Origin of the sequence: Accumulibacter sp. (genome assembly GCF_029255145.1) — a bacterium.
Classification (GTDB): Bacteria; Pseudomonadota; Gammaproteobacteria; order Burkholderiales; family Rhodocyclaceae; genus Accumulibacter.
Genome location: NZ_JAPUVQ010000100.1, coordinates 24,953 through 41,869 on the forward strand (window position 1 = coordinate 24,953; position 16,917 = coordinate 41,869).

The window sequence follows — 16,917 nt, forward strand, 5'->3', positions numbered from 1 at the left end:
GTCTAGATGCCGGGGAAGGCGTCCTTGCTGGCAGCCTTGCTGCGGGCTTCGGCGACCGACACCATGTTGCGCTTGACGAGCTCCACCAGCGTCTGGTCGAGCGTCTGCATGCCATGCTGCTGTCCTGTCTGCAGCGCGGAGTACATCTGGGCAACCTTGTTCTCGCGGATCAGGTTGCGGATTGCCGGGGTGCCGATCATGATCTCGTGAGCGGCTATGCGTCCGAGACCATCCTTGGTCTTGAGCAGTGTTTGCGAAATCACCGCGCGCAGTGACTCGGAAAGCATCGATCGAACCATTTCTTTCTCGGCCGCCGGGAACACGTCGATGACCCGGTCGATGGTCTTGGCGGCGCTGGAGGTGTGCAGGGTAGCGAACACCAGGTGGCCGGTCTCGGCGCCGGTCAGCGCTAGGCGTATTGTTTCGAGATCACGCAGTTCGCCGACCAGGATGACGTCCGGATCCTCGCGCAGCGCCGAGCGCAGGGCGTTCTGGAACGACAGCGTGTGGGTGCCGATTTCGCGCTGGTTGATCAGGCTCTTTTTCGACTGGTGGACGAATTCGATCGGGTCCTCGACGGTGAGGATGTGACCGTACATGTTCTCATTGACGTGATTGACCATCGCCGCCAGGGTGGTCGACTTGCCCGAGCCGGTCGGGCCGGTGACCAGCACAATGCCGCGGGGATACTCCGAGATGTCCTTGAAGATCTTCGGGCAGTTGAGCTCTTCAAGCGTCAGCACCTTCGAAGGAATTGTTCGGAAGACCGCACTGGCCCCGCGATTCTGGACGAAGGCGTTGACCCGGAAGCGCGCCAGATTGGGGATCTCGAACGAGAAATCGCACTCCCTGGTGTCTTCGTACTGCTTGCGCTGGCCGTCGCTCATGATGTCGTACACCATGGCATGGACGTCCTTGTGCTCCATTGCTGGCAGGTTGATGCGGCGCACGTCGCCATTTACCCGGATCATCGGTGGCAGGCCCGACGACAGGTGGAGGTCGGAAGCCTTGTTCTTGACACTGAAGGCCAGCAGTTCGGTGATGTCCATCCGGTTCGGTCCTAGGGCGGGGGCGGGGCGCGGTGCTATACTCTCGGCAACCTGCGCAACGCCTGATTATGACCACACTTCCCGCCAAGCTGCAAGCCGTTCTCGTGCGAATCGCCCGCGCGGCGCGGCTGTACGGACGGGATCCCGCTGACGTTCTTCTGCTCGCGGTCAGCAAGACCTGGCCCGCAGCCCGCGTTCGCGACGCGGCGACGGCCGGACAGAGGGCCTTTGGCGAGAGCTTTGTCCAGGAGGCCCTGGAAAAAGTGGTCGAGCTGCGGACGCTGGGGCTGGACTGGCATTTCATCGGCTCCCTGCAAAGCAACAAGACGCGGGTGCTGGCCGAGACTTTCAGCTGGGTGCACTCCGTCGATCGCTTGCGGGTCGCCGAACGCCTCTCCGAGCAACGCCCGGCGTCGCTGCCGCCGCTGTCGGTCTGCCTGCAGGTGAATGTCAGCTGCGAGGCCAGCAAGGGTGGCGTTTCACTTGCCGAAGCGCCAGCGCTGGCGCAAGCGGTTGCCGTTCTGCCGAAGCTGCGCCTGCGCGGCCTGATGACCATTCCGGCGCCCGCCGACGATTTTCGTGAGCAGCGGCGCCCGTTTCGCCGTCTACGGGAACTTTCCGAACAACTGCAGGCCGATGGCCTATTGCTTGATACACTTTCGATGGGCATGTCGCATGACCTGGAGGCAGCAATTGCCGAGGGGTCGACGGTGGTGCGCGTCGGTACAGCGATTTTTGGCGAGAGAAACAGAGCATGAGAATTACTTTCCTGGGCGGCGGCAATATGGCCAACGCCCTGATCGGTGGCTTGGTGAAGACCGGTTTTGCGACGGCCGACATCGCGGTCATCGAGCTTGGCGCGCAGGGACGCGCCAAGCTGCGGCTGGTGTACGGGGTGCGCTGCTATGAGGCGCCGACAGCCGCGGCGCTGGACTGCGATGCGCTGCTGCTGTCGGTGAAACCACAGCAGATGCGCGACGCCTGCGAGTCGCTGCCGGCGCGTCTCAAGCAGCAACTGATCATCAGCATTGCGGCCGGCCTGCGCCTGAGCGACATTTCGCGCTGGCTGGGCGGTTACGGCAAGATCGTCCGGGCGATGCCCAATACGCCGGCGCTGATCGGCTGCGGGATCACCGGTCTATGTGCCCTGCCGGCGGTGTCGATGGCCGAACGCCTCGGTGCCGAGCGCATCCTGCAGGCTGTCGGCAGTACGCTGTGGGTCGCCGATGAGGCGCAGATGGACGCGGTGACAGCCATCTCCGGGAGTGGCCCGGCCTACGTATTCCTGTTCATCGAGGCGCTGCAGCAGGCTGCCATCGACCTTAACCTGACCCCCGCCCAGGCCCGTCAGCTATCGATCGAAACGGTGCTCGGCGCCGCCAAGCTGGCGGTACAGTCGGACGAGGCGGCGGCGGTACTGCGCGAACGCGTCACTTCCAAAGGGGGGACCACCGAAGCGGCCCTGCGCACCATGGAGGAACTGGGTGTGCGCGTGGGCTTCATCGCCGGCGTACTGGCTGCGAATACGCGCAGCCGCGAACTCGGCGAGTTGCTCGGAAAGGACAGTTGATGGTCGCCCAGGCGGGTTTGTTCCTGCTGCAGGCGTTGACCGGTTTTCTGACCTTCGCGCTGCTGCTGCGCTTCTACATGCAGGCTTTTCGTGTGTCCTTCAACAATCAGGTCGGCACCTTCGTGGTCGACTTGACCAACTGGCTGGTCAAGCCCCTGCGCAAGGCGCTGCCGGGGCTGTTCGGCCTGGACTTGGCGAGCCTCTTGCCAGCGTATCTGCTGCAACTGATCCTCACGGTCGCCGCCACGTCAGTTCAAGGCAGCATGGAAGCCTGGCCGGCGGCGTCGCTGCTGCCGCTCCTGTTGTGGTCAGCGCTGCTGGCGACCTTGCGCTTCAGCATCTACTTGCTGATCGGTGCGCTACTGGTGCAGGCGGTCCTGTCGTGGGTCAGTCCGTACTCGCCCTTGAGTCAGCCCGTTGCGCAGCTTACGCGGCCCTTCCTGCGCCCGATTCAGCGCGTGGTTCCGACCGTCGGTGCGATAGACTTGTCGCCGCTGATCGCCATCGTCCTCGCGCAACTGCTGCTGATGTTCCTGTAAGCGGTGGCCGACTGGCTGCGCGAAGCGGCCGCTTCTATCATCCTGACGGTGTACGTCCAGCCCGCTGCGAAGAAAACGGAAGTTGCTGGCGAACACGGCGATGCGCTCAAGATCCGCCTCGCGGCGCCAGCGATCGACGGTCGCGCGAATGCGGCCCTGATCGAATTTGTCGCCCAGCGGCTCGCTCTGCCGAGGTCGGCGGTGGTGCTGAAAAGCGGCCAGAAGGCGCGACGCAAGGTTCTGGCGGTGAGTGGCGCGCCTGCCGACGCGCCACGGCGCCTGCTCGGGGAGTGAGCAAGCGCCGCGTCTACGCCGATGATTTTCCGCTTTCGACGTGGTACTGGGCGGGCAGGGAGATGCGCCGTTTTCAGGCCTCGAAAACGATTCGCCCGCCGACCAGCGTCATGCGCACCCTGCCGCTCACTTCGTAACCCAGGTAGGGGGTATTCTTTCCTTGGCTACGCAGGGACTCCGCGGTGACCCGCCACGATTCGGCGGGGTCGAAGACGCAGACGTCGGCCGGACTGCCGATGCGCAGGGAACCGGCGTCGATGCCGAGGATGGCTGCCGGATCACAGGTCACGCGGGCCAGCGCGGTGGCCAGTGGCAGCTCAGATTGCTCGGCCCACAGCAGTGTCAGGGGCAGTAACAGCTCAAGGCCGGTGGCGCCGGGCAGGGCTTCGGCAAACGGCACCTGCTTGCCGTCGGCGTCGACCGGCGTATGGTCCGAACAAATCGCCGCCAGTCCTTCCCGGGCGGCTGCGCGGAGCGCATCGCGATCGCTTGAAGCGCGCAGTGGCGGATCGAAGCGGGCGTTGCTGTCGAAGTAGCCGACGTCCATCTCGGAAAGGTGCAGGTGGTGGATCGACACGTCGCAGCTGACCTGCATGCCCGAATGCTTGGCCTGGCGGACCAAGGCGACGCCGGCGGCCGACGACAGGCGGGAAAGGTGCAGGCGGACGCCGGTTTCGGACGCCAGGAGAAGGGCGGTCGCGGTGGCGACGGTTTCGGCCGATACCGGCACGCCGGTCAGCCCCAGTCTGGCGGCGACCTCGCCATCGTGGGCGACGCCGCCACGAGCGAGAAACTGATCTTGCGGCCGCAGACGAACCGCGTAGCCGAAAGTGGCGGCGTACCGCATGGCGCGCAGCAGCAACTGCGTATCGATCGACTGGTTGGCCTGCGAAAAACCGATGCAGCCGGCACGCGCCAGGCTGTTCATTTCGGCGAGTCGCTGGCCGGCCAGTTCCTGGGTCAGCGCGCCGATCGGATAGACGCGTGCCAGACCCAGTGTTTCGCTACGCCGGACCAGACGCTCGACCAGTCCCGGTTCGTCGAGTGGCGGTTTGGTGTCCGGCGGGCAGGCCAGCGAAGTGACGCCGCCAGATACCGCGGCGCCGAGCTCCGGCTCGATGCTGCCCAGGCGGGTGGATAGATCGACCAGCCCGGGACAGACGATCAGCCCGGCCGCGTCGATGCTGCGGTCGGCCGAGAAGCCCGCAGGTGGCTGGCCGACCGCGGCGATACGTCCGTCGGCAAGGAACAGGTCGAGGTGGGCATCGAGGCCGCTGGCGGGATCGACCAGCCGGGCATTCTGGATCTGCAGGTTTTGCTTGTTCATCGCTCAGTTCCCGGCCAGGATGCCCATCACCGCCATGCGCACGGCAATCCCGAAGGTCACCTGCGGCAGGATCACCGCTTGCGGTCCGTCGGCGACATCCGAGTCGATTTCGACGCCGCGATTCATCGGCCCGGGGTGCATCACTATGGCGTCCGGTCTGGCCAGCGCCAGCATCGCCGGCGTCAGTCCGTAACAGTGGAAGTATTCGCGCGCCGAAGGCAGCAGTGCACCGTTCATACGCTCGTTCTGCAGGCGCAGCATGATAACTACATCGCAGTCGCGGAGTCCTTCGCGCAGGTCATGGCAGACCCGCACGCCCATTCTTTCGATCGCCGTCGGCAGCAGGGTCTGCGGGCCAACAGCGCGGATTTCGGCGGCGCCGAGCGTGCCCAGGGCGTTGATGTCCGAGCGCGCGACGCGTGAGTGCAGGATGTCGCCGACCACGGCGACCACCAGACTGGTGAACTCCTTCTTGTAATGCCGGATGGTGTACATGTCGAGCAGACCCTGCGTCGGGTGTGCGTGCCGTCCGTCGCCGGCGTTGACCACATGCACGTCGTTGCGTCCGACGCGGCGCAGATGGTCGGCGATCAGGTGCGGGGCACCGCTGGCCGCGTGCCGCACGACAAACATGTCGGCGTGCATGGCAACGAGGTTGTCGACGGTGTCGAGCAGGGTCTCTCCCTTGGCGGTCGAGGAACGCGTCACGTCGAGGTTGATGACGTCCGCCGACAGGCGCTTGGCGGCGATTTCAAAGGTCGTTCGGGTGCGGGTGGAATTCTCGAAGAAGACGTTGAAGACGCTCTTGCCGCGCAACAAGGGTACTTTCTTGACGTCGCGGTCGGACACCTCGATAAAGCTCGACGCGGTGTCCAGGATTTGCGTGAGCACCGCGCGCGGCAGTCCCTCGATCGACAGCAGGTGGGTCAGTTCGCCATTGGCGTTGAGTTGGGGGTTACGCATGCTCGGCGAGACTCCACTGTAGCTGGCCGCTGGCAGGCACCGAGAGTTCCAGTTCCTGCGACGGCTCGAGATCGACTCGCCAGGTGCAGAAGTCGGCGCAGATCGGCAGCTGACGCTGGCCGCGATCGGCAAGAACCGCGAGCTGGATGCTGGCCGGGCGGCCATAGTCGAACAGTTCGTTGATCGCCGCGCGCGTCGTCCGGCCGGTGTACAGCACATCGTCTACCAGGATCAGTGGCCGGCCTTCGACATCGAAGGGAATCGACGTCGGCTTGACTCGCGGGTGAAGACCTTTCTCGCCGTAATCGTCGCGGTAGAAGGAGACGTCGATCAGGCCGATTTCGTTGCGCAGCTGCAGCAGCTCACGCAGTCGCCGGGCGACCCAGACGCCACCGCTATGAATACCGACCAGGACGGTATCCGGGCGAAGCCGCGGACGGATCAGTGCGGCGAGTTCGATACATTGGGCGTTGGCGTCGGGGAGTTCAATGGCGGGGGTCGGTTGGGCGGTCATCAGCTCTTGCGGGTTGGGTTGCGGGTTGGCTGTCAAAATAGCTCTGCAGGATCAATTGCGCAGCGACGGCGTCCAGGTGCTTTCTGGCGCTGCGGGAGCTGTGTCCCGAGGCCCGCAGTCGTTCCTGCGCTTCGCTCGAGGAAAGACGCTCTTCGGCATAATCGACACCGAGTCCGAAGCGGCCGTGCAGTTGCCTGGCGAAGCGCTCGCAGCGAGCGGTCATGGCGTGTGCCGCGCCGTCGAGCGTCAGGGGCCGTCCGACGACCAGCGTCTTCGCTTGCCATTCCTGGACCAGAGCGGCGATGGCGGCGAAGCGCGCGACGTTGGCTTCACCGTGGATGGTGGTCAAGGGGTGGGCCTGCCGCAGTTGCCAGTCGCCGACCGCGACACCGATGCGCTTTTCTCCGAAGTCGAAAGCGAGGACTGAGCCGGCCGGATTTCCGGCCGGCTCACGCATGGCCGACCTGATCGGCAAGATTGGTCAGGTTCACGCCAAGTAGGTCGAGCGCCGACGCCAGCCTCTCTTCGTAGGGCAGTTCGAAGAGAATCGGCAGTTCCGCCGCTACCGTCAGCCAGGCGTTCTGTGCCAGTTCGTGTTCGAGCTGGCCGGCCGACCAGCCCGAGTAGCCCAGAGTGACCATCACATCGTGTGGCTGTCCACGCTGGGCGACCGCCTGCAGGATGTCGCGCGAGCTGGTCAGTCCGACGTGCCGGTTGACCACCAGCGTCGACTGCCAGTGGCCGACTGGCCGGTGCAGCACGAAGCCACGATCGGTCTGCACCGGGCCACCGAAAAGGACCGGGAGGTTGGCAAAGCCCTCGGCCTCGAGGGGCACTTCGATCTTGTCGAGCAGCGTCCCCAGGCTCATGTCGATCGGCCGATTGACGATTACCCCCAAGGCGCCGCGCTCGTTGTGCTCGGCGATATAGACCAGCGTCCTGGCGAAATACGGATCGGCCATTGCCGGCATGGCAATGAGAAAATGGTCGGTGAGGTTGATACTCTGCATGGTCTCATTTTAATCGGCGGCGGCAAAGGACACAAAGCTAATCCATGGTTGATTCGATTCTGGTCTGGTTTCGGCGCGATCTGCGTGATTTCGATCACGCCGCGCTTGGCGAGGCGCAGCGACGCGCGCGGCGGGTCTATTGTGCCTTCGTCTTCGATCACGAGATCCTCGATGGGCTGGAGAGCCGCAGCGATCGCCGGGTGGAATTCATTCGCGAATCGTTGGTCGAGCTGGATGCCGCGCTACGCCGGCGTGGTGGTGCCTTGCTGGTACGCCAGGGTTGGGCGGCCAGAGAGCTTCCCGCACTGGCGAAGGCACTTGGCGTAGCGGCGGTGTTCGCCAATCGCGATTACGAGCCACTGGCCAAGCGACGCGATGCAGTGGTCAGCGCAGCGCTGGCGGCAGATGGAATCGCCTTCGAGTCCTTCAAGGATCAGGCGACGCTTGATGGCGCAGAGGTGCTGACCGGGGCCGGACGTCCGTATACCGTCTTCACGCCGTACCAGAAGGCGTGGCTGAAGCGGCTCGGTGAGGACGACTGGCGGCCGTACGAAGGGCGGTCAGGGACACTGGCAACGGTACCGGCCGCCAAGGGCGTTCCGGGGTTGGCGGAACTCGGCTTTGCCGCGACCGACCTGCGAGCGCTCGGTATCGTGCCCGGGATGTCGGGCGGTCGGCAACTGCTGGCCGACTTCCTGGGACGCCTTTCGCGCTACCGCGAGCAGCGTGATTTTCCGGCCGTCAAGGGGGTGTCCTATCTGTCGGTTCACCTGCGCTTCGGAACCGTGTCGATTCGCAATCTGGTGGCCAAGGTCCTCGCCGCCGGCGCCCTGAGCGTGCCCGGCGGGGGGGCGGCAAGCTGGCTTTCCGAGCTGATCTGGCGCGACTTCTACTTCATGATTCTCGATCGTTTTCCACATGTTACCGAGCGCGCCTTCAAGCCGGCGTACGATGCCATCGACTGGGAGCAGGGGCCGGCGGCGGACGAGGTCTTCTCCGCCTGGTGTGACGGACGCACCGGCTACCCGCTGGTCGACGCGGCGATGCGCCAGCTAAACCGTAGCGGTTACATGCATAACCGCCTGCGCATGCTCGCCGCCTCATTCCTGATCAAGGATCTCGGCATCGACTGGCGGCGCGGCGAAGCCTACTTCGCGCGTCAGCTCAACGATTTCGATCTGTCGGCCAATAACGGCGGTTGGCAATGGGTGGCGTCAACGGGCTGCGATGCGCAACCATACTTTCGCATCTTCAACCCGGTGACGCAGTCTGAGCGCTTCGACCCCGCCGGCAGGTTCATCCGCCGCTATCTGCCGGAACTGGCCAGGGTTCCCGACAAGTTCATTCACGCTCCATGGCGCATGAGCGTGTCCGAGCAACTCGCCTCCGGGGTGCGTATCGGGCGCGACACACCAGCACCGCTGGTCGATCATCAGCAGGCGAGGCTGCGAACCCTGCAACGCTACGCCGTCGTCAAGCGCCTCGCTGCGCCCTGACGTGTTCCGCTACCAGCCGTAGCAGTTCATCTTCCTGATACGGCTTGCCCAGGTAGTTGTTGACGCCAAGTTCCTGCGCGTACTGACGGTGCTTGTCGGCGGTGCGCGAGGTGATCATGATGATCGGAACACGGTGCAGGCGTTTGTCCGCGCGCACGTTCCTGGTGAACTCGAAGCCGTCCATGCGCGGCATCTCGATGTCTACCAGCAGCACGTCGGGGATCACTGCGACCAGTTGTTCCAGCGCATCGACGCCGTCCTTGGCGGTCATCACCTGGTATCGTTCGCGCGCCAGCAGGCGACTGGTGATCTTGCGCACGGTCAGCGAGTCGTCGACGATCATCACCGTCGGCAGGGTGGCGGTGACCGTGTCGGCCGCCGTCGCCTGGCGCACCGTCGGCACCGGCGAGACCGTCGGTGCGGTGCGTGGGCGACTACCCAGAGCAACCGGATTCAGGATCAGCAGGACCTGCCCATTGCCGAGAACGGTTGCGCCGGCCACGCCGATGACCCGGGCCAGTTGTGGTCCGATGTTCTTGACCACGATTTCCTGATTGCCCAGGACCTCATCGACCTGCACGGCAATTCGGCGGGTACCGCTGCGCAGCAGCAGGACCCAGTACTGGTGGTGTCTTTCCGGTAGTGCCCGCGGGTCACCGAGAAGGTGCGGCAGGTAGTGGAATGGATACTGGTTGTTGGTCCATACGGCGACTCCCGCCTCGCGGATTCGGGTCAGCCCCTTTTCCTTGAGATCCAGCACCTGCTCGATCATCGCTGCGGGGATTGCGTACTGGCGGTGGCCAGAGCGAACCAGCAAGGCTTTGGTTACTGCTAGAGTCAGCGGCAGGTAGAGGCGGAAGGTGGTCCCCTGGTCGGGGCGAGAGAGAACTTCGATCCGCCCGCCAAGGCTGGTCACCGCGCTCTTTAGGACGTCCATGCCGATTCCCCGGCCAGCCAGGCGCGACACGCCGCTGGCGGTCGAGATCCCGGGGGCGAAAATCATCTCGATCACCTGCGCTTCGTCGGCGGCTTCGTTCCTGGTCAGCAGGCCGGCCGCCAGGCCTCGTTCGCGCAACCGTTGCAGGTCGAGGCCGGCGCCATCGTCGGCAAAAGAGACAATGACCTCGTTGCCCTCCTGGGTCAGCGTCAGCGACAGTTCGCCAATTTCCGGCTTGCCCTTGGCCAGACGAACCGGGGCGTCTTCCAGTCCGTGCGCAATGGCGTTACGGAGCATGTGTTCAAGCGGTGCCAGCATCTTGTCGAGAACGGTTCGGTCGAGCTGCAACTGAGCACCGCTGATTTCCAGATTGGCGCGCTTGCCAAGCTCCTTGCCGGCCTGCCGAACGATCCGGTAGAGACGATCGGCGATGCTGGCGAACGGCACCATGCGTACCGACATCAGCTCCTGCTGAACTTCGCGGTTCAGACGAGACTGGGCGAGGATCGCGGCGTTGGCGTCGTCCAGATTCTTCAACAGATTCTGCTGTACGGTAGCCACGTCGTTGACCGACTCGGCCATCATCCGTGTCAGCTCCTGAAAACGCGTGAAGCGATCGAATTCCAGGGGATCGAAGTCGGCCTGGCGGCGATCATCGGCGAGCGCGGTGCGCGACTGCATCTGCAATTCGGCCTGCAGTTCAATATCGCGCAACTGCCGGCGCAGGCGGATTACGTTCTCGGTCAGGTCGAGCAAGGAACCCTTGATGGCGCGCATCTCGCCTTCGATCCGGGAACGCGCAATCGACAATTCGCCGGCTTCGTTGACCAGGCGATCGATCAGGTCGGCGCGTACACGCAGCAGCGCGCGCTGTCCGGCGCCTTCGGCGTCTGCGTCGTGTTGCTCCGGCTGGGCCGGCGGGGCGCCCTGATCAGCGGCCGTGCCGAGGGCGTCGACGTCGCCCGTGCGCTCCACCGCCAGATCGGAAGCGGTCGCGTCGGATACCTCGACCGGTGCGTCCGCAGACTCGCCGCGCTGCAGGTGTTCGACGATCTGCACGATGACGTCGAAGGCGTTGTCGAGATCGTCAATCAGTTCGAGCGGCGCGCCACCCGCCTGCTGCGCTTCAGCCATGCGCGTTTCGATGGCGTGCGTCAGTTCGCCAAGGTTCATCGCTCCGGCCATTCGAGCGCTGCCCTTTAGGGTATGAAACAGGCGCGCCAGGCGACGAACGACGTCGGTGTCGGAAGGGTTGTTGCGCCACGAGCGCAATTGCGTCGCGATGCTCTGGGTGAGGTCGAGTGCTTCCTCCAGAAACAGGGGCAGCAGTTGCTCGTCGAGTTCGTCCTGCATTTCCGGAATGGCGATCGCCACCCCGCCGGCGGCCGGCACTGCTGCCGGTGAAGACGCGGCGGTCGGCAGCGACGGTTGTGACGCAAGCGGCTCTTGCTCGTCGTCGGCGTCGGCGAGCGCCGCCGGCTGCTCGACGAATTGCTCCGGGTACAGTGCCTCAAGCGCCTCGACCAGTGAGTGCCTTGCTTCGGGTTGCTGGTCGGCGGCGATGTCATGCAGCATCACGGCGAGGGCGGCAATTGCCTGGCGGACGGTTTCGAGCGCTTCTGGATGATTGGGATGGGCGGTGTGATTGCGCCGTAACAGCGCGCGTTCGAGGGCTACGCCGAGTCGGTTGACGGCCTCTATGCCGACCGTTCCGGCGATGCCGCCCAGGGTGTGGGCGGCGCGATACATTTCGTGTGCAGTGGGGGCGGCGGGATCAGCTTCGAGGATCAGCAGCCCGCTCTGCAGGGTAGCCAGGTGTCCCCCGGCTTCCTCGTTGAAGATTTCGGCCAGTGCTGGTGCGATCGACAGCCGCACGAAGGTCTCGGAAGCATCGCCTTCGGTTTTCGTCTCGGTCTCGGCGATGCGGGTTGCATAGTCAGCGGCGCTGGCCTGCGCAGCCGCCTGTTCGGTTGCGAGCGGCAAGTCGACGACGCTCTCGCTGCCGCGTCTGAGCGCCTCGGCGAGCTCGATCAAGCCCGCTGCATCCGGTGCCTGCCCGTGGCCGGTTTTCAGGTACTCCACCCAGGCGACAAAAACGGCGCATGCCTGGCCGAGCAGTTCGAGGATCGCTGGCGTGACCTCGTGCTCCTGGCGCAGCCAGAGGTTGAGCAGTTGCTCGACCGACCAGGCCGCTTCGCCCAGATCCTTGAGGCCGACCATCCGGCCGCTGCCCTTGAGCGTATGCACCGAGCGGCGCAGCGCGGTCAGCACCTCGACGTCGTGCGGCTGCGATTGCAGCAGCTGGAAATTTCGACTCATGCTCGCCAGGACCTCGGCCGCTTCCTCGATGAAGATCTCGAGGATTTCTGCGTCGAGTTCTTCGCTGCTGGCCTGCGAGAGCTGGATCGTTTCTGCCGACGGTTGCGGTGTCTCGGGCGCCCGCGGCACGAGCACGGCCATCGTCTGATCGATCTGGCGGCTTGCATCGCCACCGGCCAGCAGCGTCGCGAGCAGCTGTTTGCTCTGCTCGCCGAGCGCTTTGTCGCCAACCAGGTCGGCGTCCTTCTGCAGCGCCATGAGACCGTGCTGCACTTCCTGGCGCAGGCGTGCATCGTCGGCTCGCACCCTGAAGTCCGCCAGCGAGGCGTGCAGCGCTCGTTTGCGCTGGTCAAGTTCCCTCTCCACGCTGGCCGCCGGAGGCTTGCCGATCGATGTCCGGGCGGTGCCGGACTGCATGTTGTCGACGAACGCCGCGAAGTCGGTCGCACCGTGTTGCAGCGCGTCGACAAAGAATCCGATCAGCGACAACTGCTCGGCAAGGCGCTCGAAGTCAGCCTCTTGCCGCTTGTAGTCCGGTGTCGCGAAGGTTCTGATGTCTTGCGCGCACCGTTGCAGAACGGCAACCGCTGCATCGTGGCGCATCATCGTCAGCGCACCAATCACCTGGCGGATCGGGTTTTCCAGGCCGTCCAGATCGGTTTGCTTGTCGACATCACGGAAAAAGCCATCAAGGACCTGTTCGATTTGCGTCAGGTTGCTCTGAATCTCCCTGGCAACCTGGCTGATTAGCAGTTTTTCCTGCACCTGCCGTGACATTTCGTCGAGCAAGGGCAGTTCGGACTCCGGTGGCGGTGGATTTCCGCCAAGGCATGCACGAATCCGGTCGACCATCACCTCGACCTGATGCGTGAAGCTGCTGTCCAGGTACTGGATGTTGCCCTGCGCGTGTTGCGCAAGGAGGATCGCGGTGGCCGTTTCCATGGCCAGCGCTTCCGTTTGTCCCGACGGCGTGCGGGTGAGGAAGCTGGCCACCTCGGCGATCGCCTGCACGAGGCGCTGATAGTCCGCGTGACCCAGGTCCTCGACCACCGCCGACAGCGCAACGGTATTGGTCTGGAAGCTTGGCAGGGCCTGTGTCGTGCCGGCGCAGAACCTGTTCCAGGATTCCTCGGTGGCGGCAATGGTCTCACGCAAGCGGCGGCGGACGGCCTCCACCGCGACCGGCGCCTCTGGTGAGGTCTCGGGCATCAGGGCCGTCAACTGGTACGCTTCCTTGACGCGGCGCACGGCACGATGGTCGCTGTCGGCGCTGGCGACGAGATACAGCGCATCGCGCATCAGGCGTTCGGCGACGTTGTTCGAGCCTTCAAGCAGGCGGCGTATCTGCAGGTCGATGCGCGTGCATAGTTGCCGGGCATCGGCGTCCGGTGCCAGCACGCGTTCAGCGAGGGCCGACAGGAAGGCGGTCGCTACCCACCAGAACGAGCGGGCCGAAGGCAGCTCCTGGATGGCTTCGATGCGCTTGACGGCGTCCAGCATTTCCGGCACCCCGGCGCCGTCTTGCGGAGCGCGCAACCACGACAGCAGGCCGCGCTGGAAATGCGCCCGCTGCTGACGCAGGCGCCGCTGAAGCTCGCCGTGGCCGATCTTCGGCGTACCGCCAGCGCGACGCGGTGGCTGGACCTGGAGGTTGGGGAAAAAGAGGTCCGTCGGGGTGACACGTTCTTGCCCACGTGCCGTCTGCAGCGCACGGTAGAGGGGCAAAAGCCGTAGCGGCTGATTTGGCTGGCCGCCAAGCAGATCGTCCAGATAGTGGCGCAGATCGGCCATCGCGCGGCGCGCCAGGTCAATGACCTCGGGCGTGGCCGGCAGGCGCTGCTGTTCGACCTCCTCAAGCAGCGACTCCAGCGCTTCGGCATACTGGGTGACGCCATCAAGACCGACGATGGTCAGTGCTCCCTGCACCTGGTGGAGGTGGGTGCGGCAGAACCTGACCTGGGTGCGATCGACGCTGTCGTCGATCGCGCTCGCGGCGAACTCTTGCAGCGCTTTGTCGGCGCGCTCCAGCGCGAGGTCGATCTCGCTCTTGACCCAGGTCAGCGGGCCGATATCGAAGTTCGTCGGTGCATTCATCCGGGAAGGCCTCTCCAGGTCACTCTCTAGCCGCGGCTGTTCAGGTCACCTTGAAGCCGGCGACCGAACCCTTTAGCTCCGTGGCCAGACCGGCCAGCTCGCCAATTGCCGTCGCCGTCTTCTGGGTGCCCGCCGTGGTCTGGCCGGTGACCAGTAGTATTTCCTGCATCTTGCGGGCCACTCTGGTCGCTGATTCCGATTGCTGACGCGTGGCGCCAGCGATGGTTTCGATCAGCGCCGTCAGTTCGCTCGACACCTGACCAATCTCGGCCAGAGCCTGCCCCGCCGCGTCGGAAAGCCGGGCGCCCTCGACCACGCCACGGGTCGACTCTTCCATCGCCGAGACGGTGTCCTGAGTGTCGGTCTGGATGGTCCTGACGATCGCACCGATCTGCTTGGTCGCTTCGCCAGAACGTTCAGCGAGTCGCTGTACCTCCTCGGCGACGACCGTGAAGCCGCGCCCGGCCTCGCCGGCCGAGGCCGCCTGAATGGCCGCATTCAGCGCCAGCACGTTGGTTTGCTCGGTGATGTCCGAGATCAACTCGACGATTTCACCGATTTCCTGCGAGGATTCGCCGAGCCGCTTGATTCGCTTCGAGGTCTCCTGGATCTGGTCGCGGATCTTGTTCATGCCCTTGATCGAGTCCTCGACGGCTTGTGTTCCCTTGGCGGCTGCCGCCAGGGATTGGCGGGCAACCGTTGCCGACTGCCTGGCGTCGGTCGAGACGTTGGTCATCGAACTCGACATGGCCAGGACCGACTGGCCCGCCGACTTGATTTCGGCGGTCTGGCGCTCGGCCGCCGAGAGCAGTTCGGTGGATGTCTGCTGGGCGATTCCGGTGGCGACGGTTACCCGGTTGGCGGCGTCGTTGATGCGCCCGACCAGGAGACGGAGTTCCTCGATGGTGTAGTTGATCGAGTCGGCGATGGCGCCTGTGATGTCTTCCGAAACGGTGGCGGTGACGGTCAGGTCGCCGTCGGCGAGGTCGCCGAGTTCGTTCATCAGACGCAGGATCGCATCCTGATTCTGGCGGTTGACCAGTTCCGTCTCGCGCCGGCTGCGCTCGGCCGTTTCGGCCTGGCGGCGGCTCTCCGCGAGATAGGTTCTCGCCAGCAGCAGCAACAGGGCGATGGCCAGCAGGATCAGACCGGCCAGCGCGAAGCCGTAGCCGGTGCGTTTCATGACCGTGCCCTGGTAGGCCTGGGTCAGCTGGTCGGTTGCCTCTAGCAGTTGTTCGCTGTCGCGAAAGATCTGAGAACCCGCCTGCTTGGCAATCACCAGCCGCTGCAGGTTGCCGAGGATGGCACCTACCGCGGTGTGGTACTCGGCGAAGCTGGCATCCAGTTCGGTGAGCTTCTGTCGGGTATCGGGGTCGGTCGTCGCGGCGATCCGCTGCGCTTCGCTGCCCTTGGTCAGCGCTTTCAGCGTGTCACGAAAAGTGTTCGTATCCTTGCCCAGCAAGAAGGCTACTTCCGAGTCGATGGCGTCGCCGACGAGCAGCGAATTGGCATTCTTTGCAATCCGCTGGGTGAGCATGACCAGCTGGTTGGCGGCGGCAATCTCGCGAATGCCGGCGCTGCTCTGCAGCTTGAGCGCGGCGATCTGTCCCGCGAGTTCCAGCAGTTGCGGGTTCTTGTCGTTGATCGAGGCGACGTCCTTGCCGAGTGAGATCAGGTTCTTCTCCATTTCCAGCAGGCGAGCGGCGTTCTTGTCGGTCTTCTCCCAGGTTTGCGTCAGGGCCAGCAATTGTGGCTCGACGCTGCCCGGTGAGGCCGGGACGTCCGTACCGGCCAGTTCGCCGCCGTTGGTCAGCCGGTCAAGCTGCGTTGCGAAGCTGTCTCGCGAGTCCCTCAGTTGCTTGAAAGCCGTCGGGTTGCCGAGCAAGGCCAGGCTGGACGCCTTCGCCAGCCGCTGTGACAGCATCCCCATGTCTCCGGTGGCGGCGATGTAGGCAGTGCCGTAGGCCGACTTGCGGTCGTCCCGGTAAATGACAATGGCGATGATCAGCATGATCAGCAGAAGCGCTCCACCGAGAATCTGTAGTTGTTTCGCAACCGGATAACGGCTGAGCAGAGGCGGGGCAAACGGGGGCGCCCCGTCGCTCTCCGGCTCGTCTGGATCCATGATTGTGCGAGCCACCAACGTCTCACCTGCCGGGTCCGTCGTACGGGACAAGAAGCCCGGCAGCTTGGATTTGAACGTCATTTTGCTTCTCCGGTTACTCGGGATCTACGGGGTGACTGGTTGCCGTCGAGCGTCTGTCCGGGGCCGGGGGCTCACACGCCAATGTCCATGAACGCTTCGTCAGCCAGCAGCTCGCGCACCTTGAGTTTCTTCCAGCGACGTCCTTCGTTGTCGGTGTACGCTTCAGGTGCCCAGGCGGGTGCCGTCGGATCTGGCGCTTCGCAATTCAAGGCCTCGACATTGCGCAGACCGATCATGCGGGTGACCAGCAGGGCGGCGTTGCTACCATGGCGGGTACCGATCAACAGCAGCCGCGAACTGGCATTCTGCGGGGTCGCTTCCTTGCCGAGAAAGGCCGAGAAGTCGACCGCCGAATACAGGTTGCCGCGAATGTTGGCGATGCCGGCAAACCACGGCCTGGTCAGCGGGACGGTGGTCAGAGGGGTGAGCGGGACAATTTCGCCCGAGTCCGCCAGGTCAAGAAGCCAGTAGTCGTTTGCCCCGGCCTGAATGCCGAGCAGCCCCGCCGCGCTCTGGTTGCCGGTACCCGCCAGCCGTGCCGCCAGGTACGACTGAAAGTCGTGCAGGCTGATTTTCTTGGTCATGCCCTTGCTACCGGT

General features: G+C 64.6%; 14 protein-coding genes. 5 read left to right on the forward strand and 9 right to left on the reverse strand.

What is annotated here, in order from left to right; all coding sequences use genetic code 11:
• Positions 1-2: 2 nt before the first annotated feature.
• Positions 3-1,049: a type IV pilus twitching motility protein PilT gene (locus Q1L50_RS10205; RefSeq protein WP_300338127.1), complete on the reverse strand. Its 1,047-nt coding sequence runs from the start codon at positions 1,047-1,049 to the stop codon at positions 3-5.
• Between the two features lie 68 nt (positions 1,050-1,117).
• Between Q1L50_RS10205 and Q1L50_RS10210 the strand changes: the two genes are divergently transcribed.
• The 4 genes from Q1L50_RS10210 to Q1L50_RS10225 are packed head-to-tail and all read left to right on the forward strand — an operon-like array spanning position 1,118 to position 3,452.
• The gene (locus tag Q1L50_RS10210) at positions 1,118-1,807 is read left to right on the forward strand and encodes a YggS family pyridoxal phosphate-dependent enzyme (RefSeq protein WP_300338129.1); all 690 of its coding nucleotides are present in this window, start codon (positions 1,118-1,120) and stop codon (positions 1,805-1,807) included.
• On the forward strand, positions 1,804-2,619 hold the full coding sequence (proC, locus tag Q1L50_RS10215) for a pyrroline-5-carboxylate reductase (RefSeq protein WP_300338132.1): 816 nt from the start codon (positions 1,804-1,806) through the stop codon (positions 2,617-2,619). Before Q1L50_RS10210 ends, proC begins: the two co-directional genes overlap by 4 nt.
• Positions 2,619-3,158, forward strand: a complete 540-nt coding sequence (locus Q1L50_RS10220; protein WP_300338135.1) for a YggT family protein — start codon at positions 2,619-2,621, stop codon at positions 3,156-3,158. The genes proC and Q1L50_RS10220 overlap by 1 nt, the downstream gene beginning before the upstream one ends.
• Positions 3,159-3,161: 3 nt before the next feature.
• Complete coding sequence (locus Q1L50_RS10225; RefSeq protein ID WP_300338137.1) at positions 3,162-3,452, forward strand: DUF167 domain-containing protein; 291 nt, start codon at positions 3,162-3,164, stop codon at positions 3,450-3,452.
• Positions 3,453-3,525: 73 nt separating this feature from the next.
• On the opposite strand, the gene Q1L50_RS10230 is transcribed toward Q1L50_RS10225, so the two are convergent.
• The 5 genes from Q1L50_RS10230 to Q1L50_RS10250 are packed head-to-tail and all read right to left on the reverse strand — an operon-like array spanning position 3,526 to position 7,266.
• Positions 3,526-4,779: a dihydroorotase gene (locus Q1L50_RS10230; protein WP_300338139.1), complete on the reverse strand. Its 1,254-nt coding sequence runs from the start codon at positions 4,777-4,779 to the stop codon at positions 3,526-3,528.
• Between the two features lie 3 nt (positions 4,780-4,782).
• The gene (locus tag Q1L50_RS10235) at positions 4,783-5,742 is read right to left on the reverse strand and encodes an aspartate carbamoyltransferase catalytic subunit (protein WP_300338142.1); all 960 of its coding nucleotides are present in this window, start codon (positions 5,740-5,742) and stop codon (positions 4,783-4,785) included.
• Positions 5,735-6,256, reverse strand: a complete 522-nt coding sequence (gene pyrR / locus Q1L50_RS10240) for a bifunctional pyr operon transcriptional regulator/uracil phosphoribosyltransferase PyrR (protein ID WP_300338145.1) — start codon at positions 6,254-6,256, stop codon at positions 5,735-5,737. Before pyrR ends, Q1L50_RS10235 begins: the two co-directional genes overlap by 8 nt.
• Entirely contained in the window at positions 6,228-6,713 is a 486-nt protein-coding gene (gene ruvX, locus Q1L50_RS10245; protein ID WP_300338148.1) for a Holliday junction resolvase RuvX, read from the reverse strand. The genes pyrR and ruvX overlap by 29 nt, the downstream gene beginning before the upstream one ends.
• Positions 6,706-7,266, reverse strand: a complete 561-nt coding sequence (locus Q1L50_RS10250) for a YqgE/AlgH family protein (RefSeq protein ID WP_300338151.1) — start codon at positions 7,264-7,266, stop codon at positions 6,706-6,708. The genes ruvX and Q1L50_RS10250 overlap by 8 nt, the downstream gene beginning before the upstream one ends.
• 44 nt (positions 7,267-7,310) lie before the next feature.
• Between Q1L50_RS10250 and Q1L50_RS10255 the strand changes: the two genes are divergently transcribed.
• Positions 7,311-8,762 carry a deoxyribodipyrimidine photo-lyase gene (locus tag Q1L50_RS10255; RefSeq protein ID WP_300338154.1) on the forward strand — a complete coding sequence of 484 codons (1,452 nt, stop codon included), beginning with the start codon at positions 7,311-7,313 and terminating at the stop codon, positions 8,760-8,762.
• On the opposite strand, the gene Q1L50_RS10260 is transcribed toward Q1L50_RS10255, so the two are convergent.
• From Q1L50_RS10260 to Q1L50_RS10270, 3 genes are all read right to left on the reverse strand, one after another.
• Positions 8,740-14,112: an Hpt domain-containing protein gene (locus Q1L50_RS10260; RefSeq protein WP_300338156.1), complete on the reverse strand. Its 5,373-nt coding sequence runs from the start codon at positions 14,110-14,112 to the stop codon at positions 8,740-8,742. The genes Q1L50_RS10255 and Q1L50_RS10260 overlap by 23 nt on opposite strands.
• A 40-nt stretch (positions 14,113-14,152) precedes the next feature.
• Positions 14,153-16,252, reverse strand: coding sequence for a methyl-accepting chemotaxis protein (locus Q1L50_RS10265; RefSeq protein ID WP_300338159.1), 2,100 nt, complete (start codon positions 16,250-16,252; stop codon positions 14,153-14,155).
• Positions 16,253-16,389: 137 nt separating this feature from the next.
• A complete protein-coding gene (locus Q1L50_RS10270) occupies positions 16,390-16,902 on the reverse strand; it encodes a chemotaxis protein CheW (protein WP_300338161.1) in 513 nt (170 codons plus the stop codon).
• Positions 16,903-16,917: the final 15 nt, after the last annotated feature.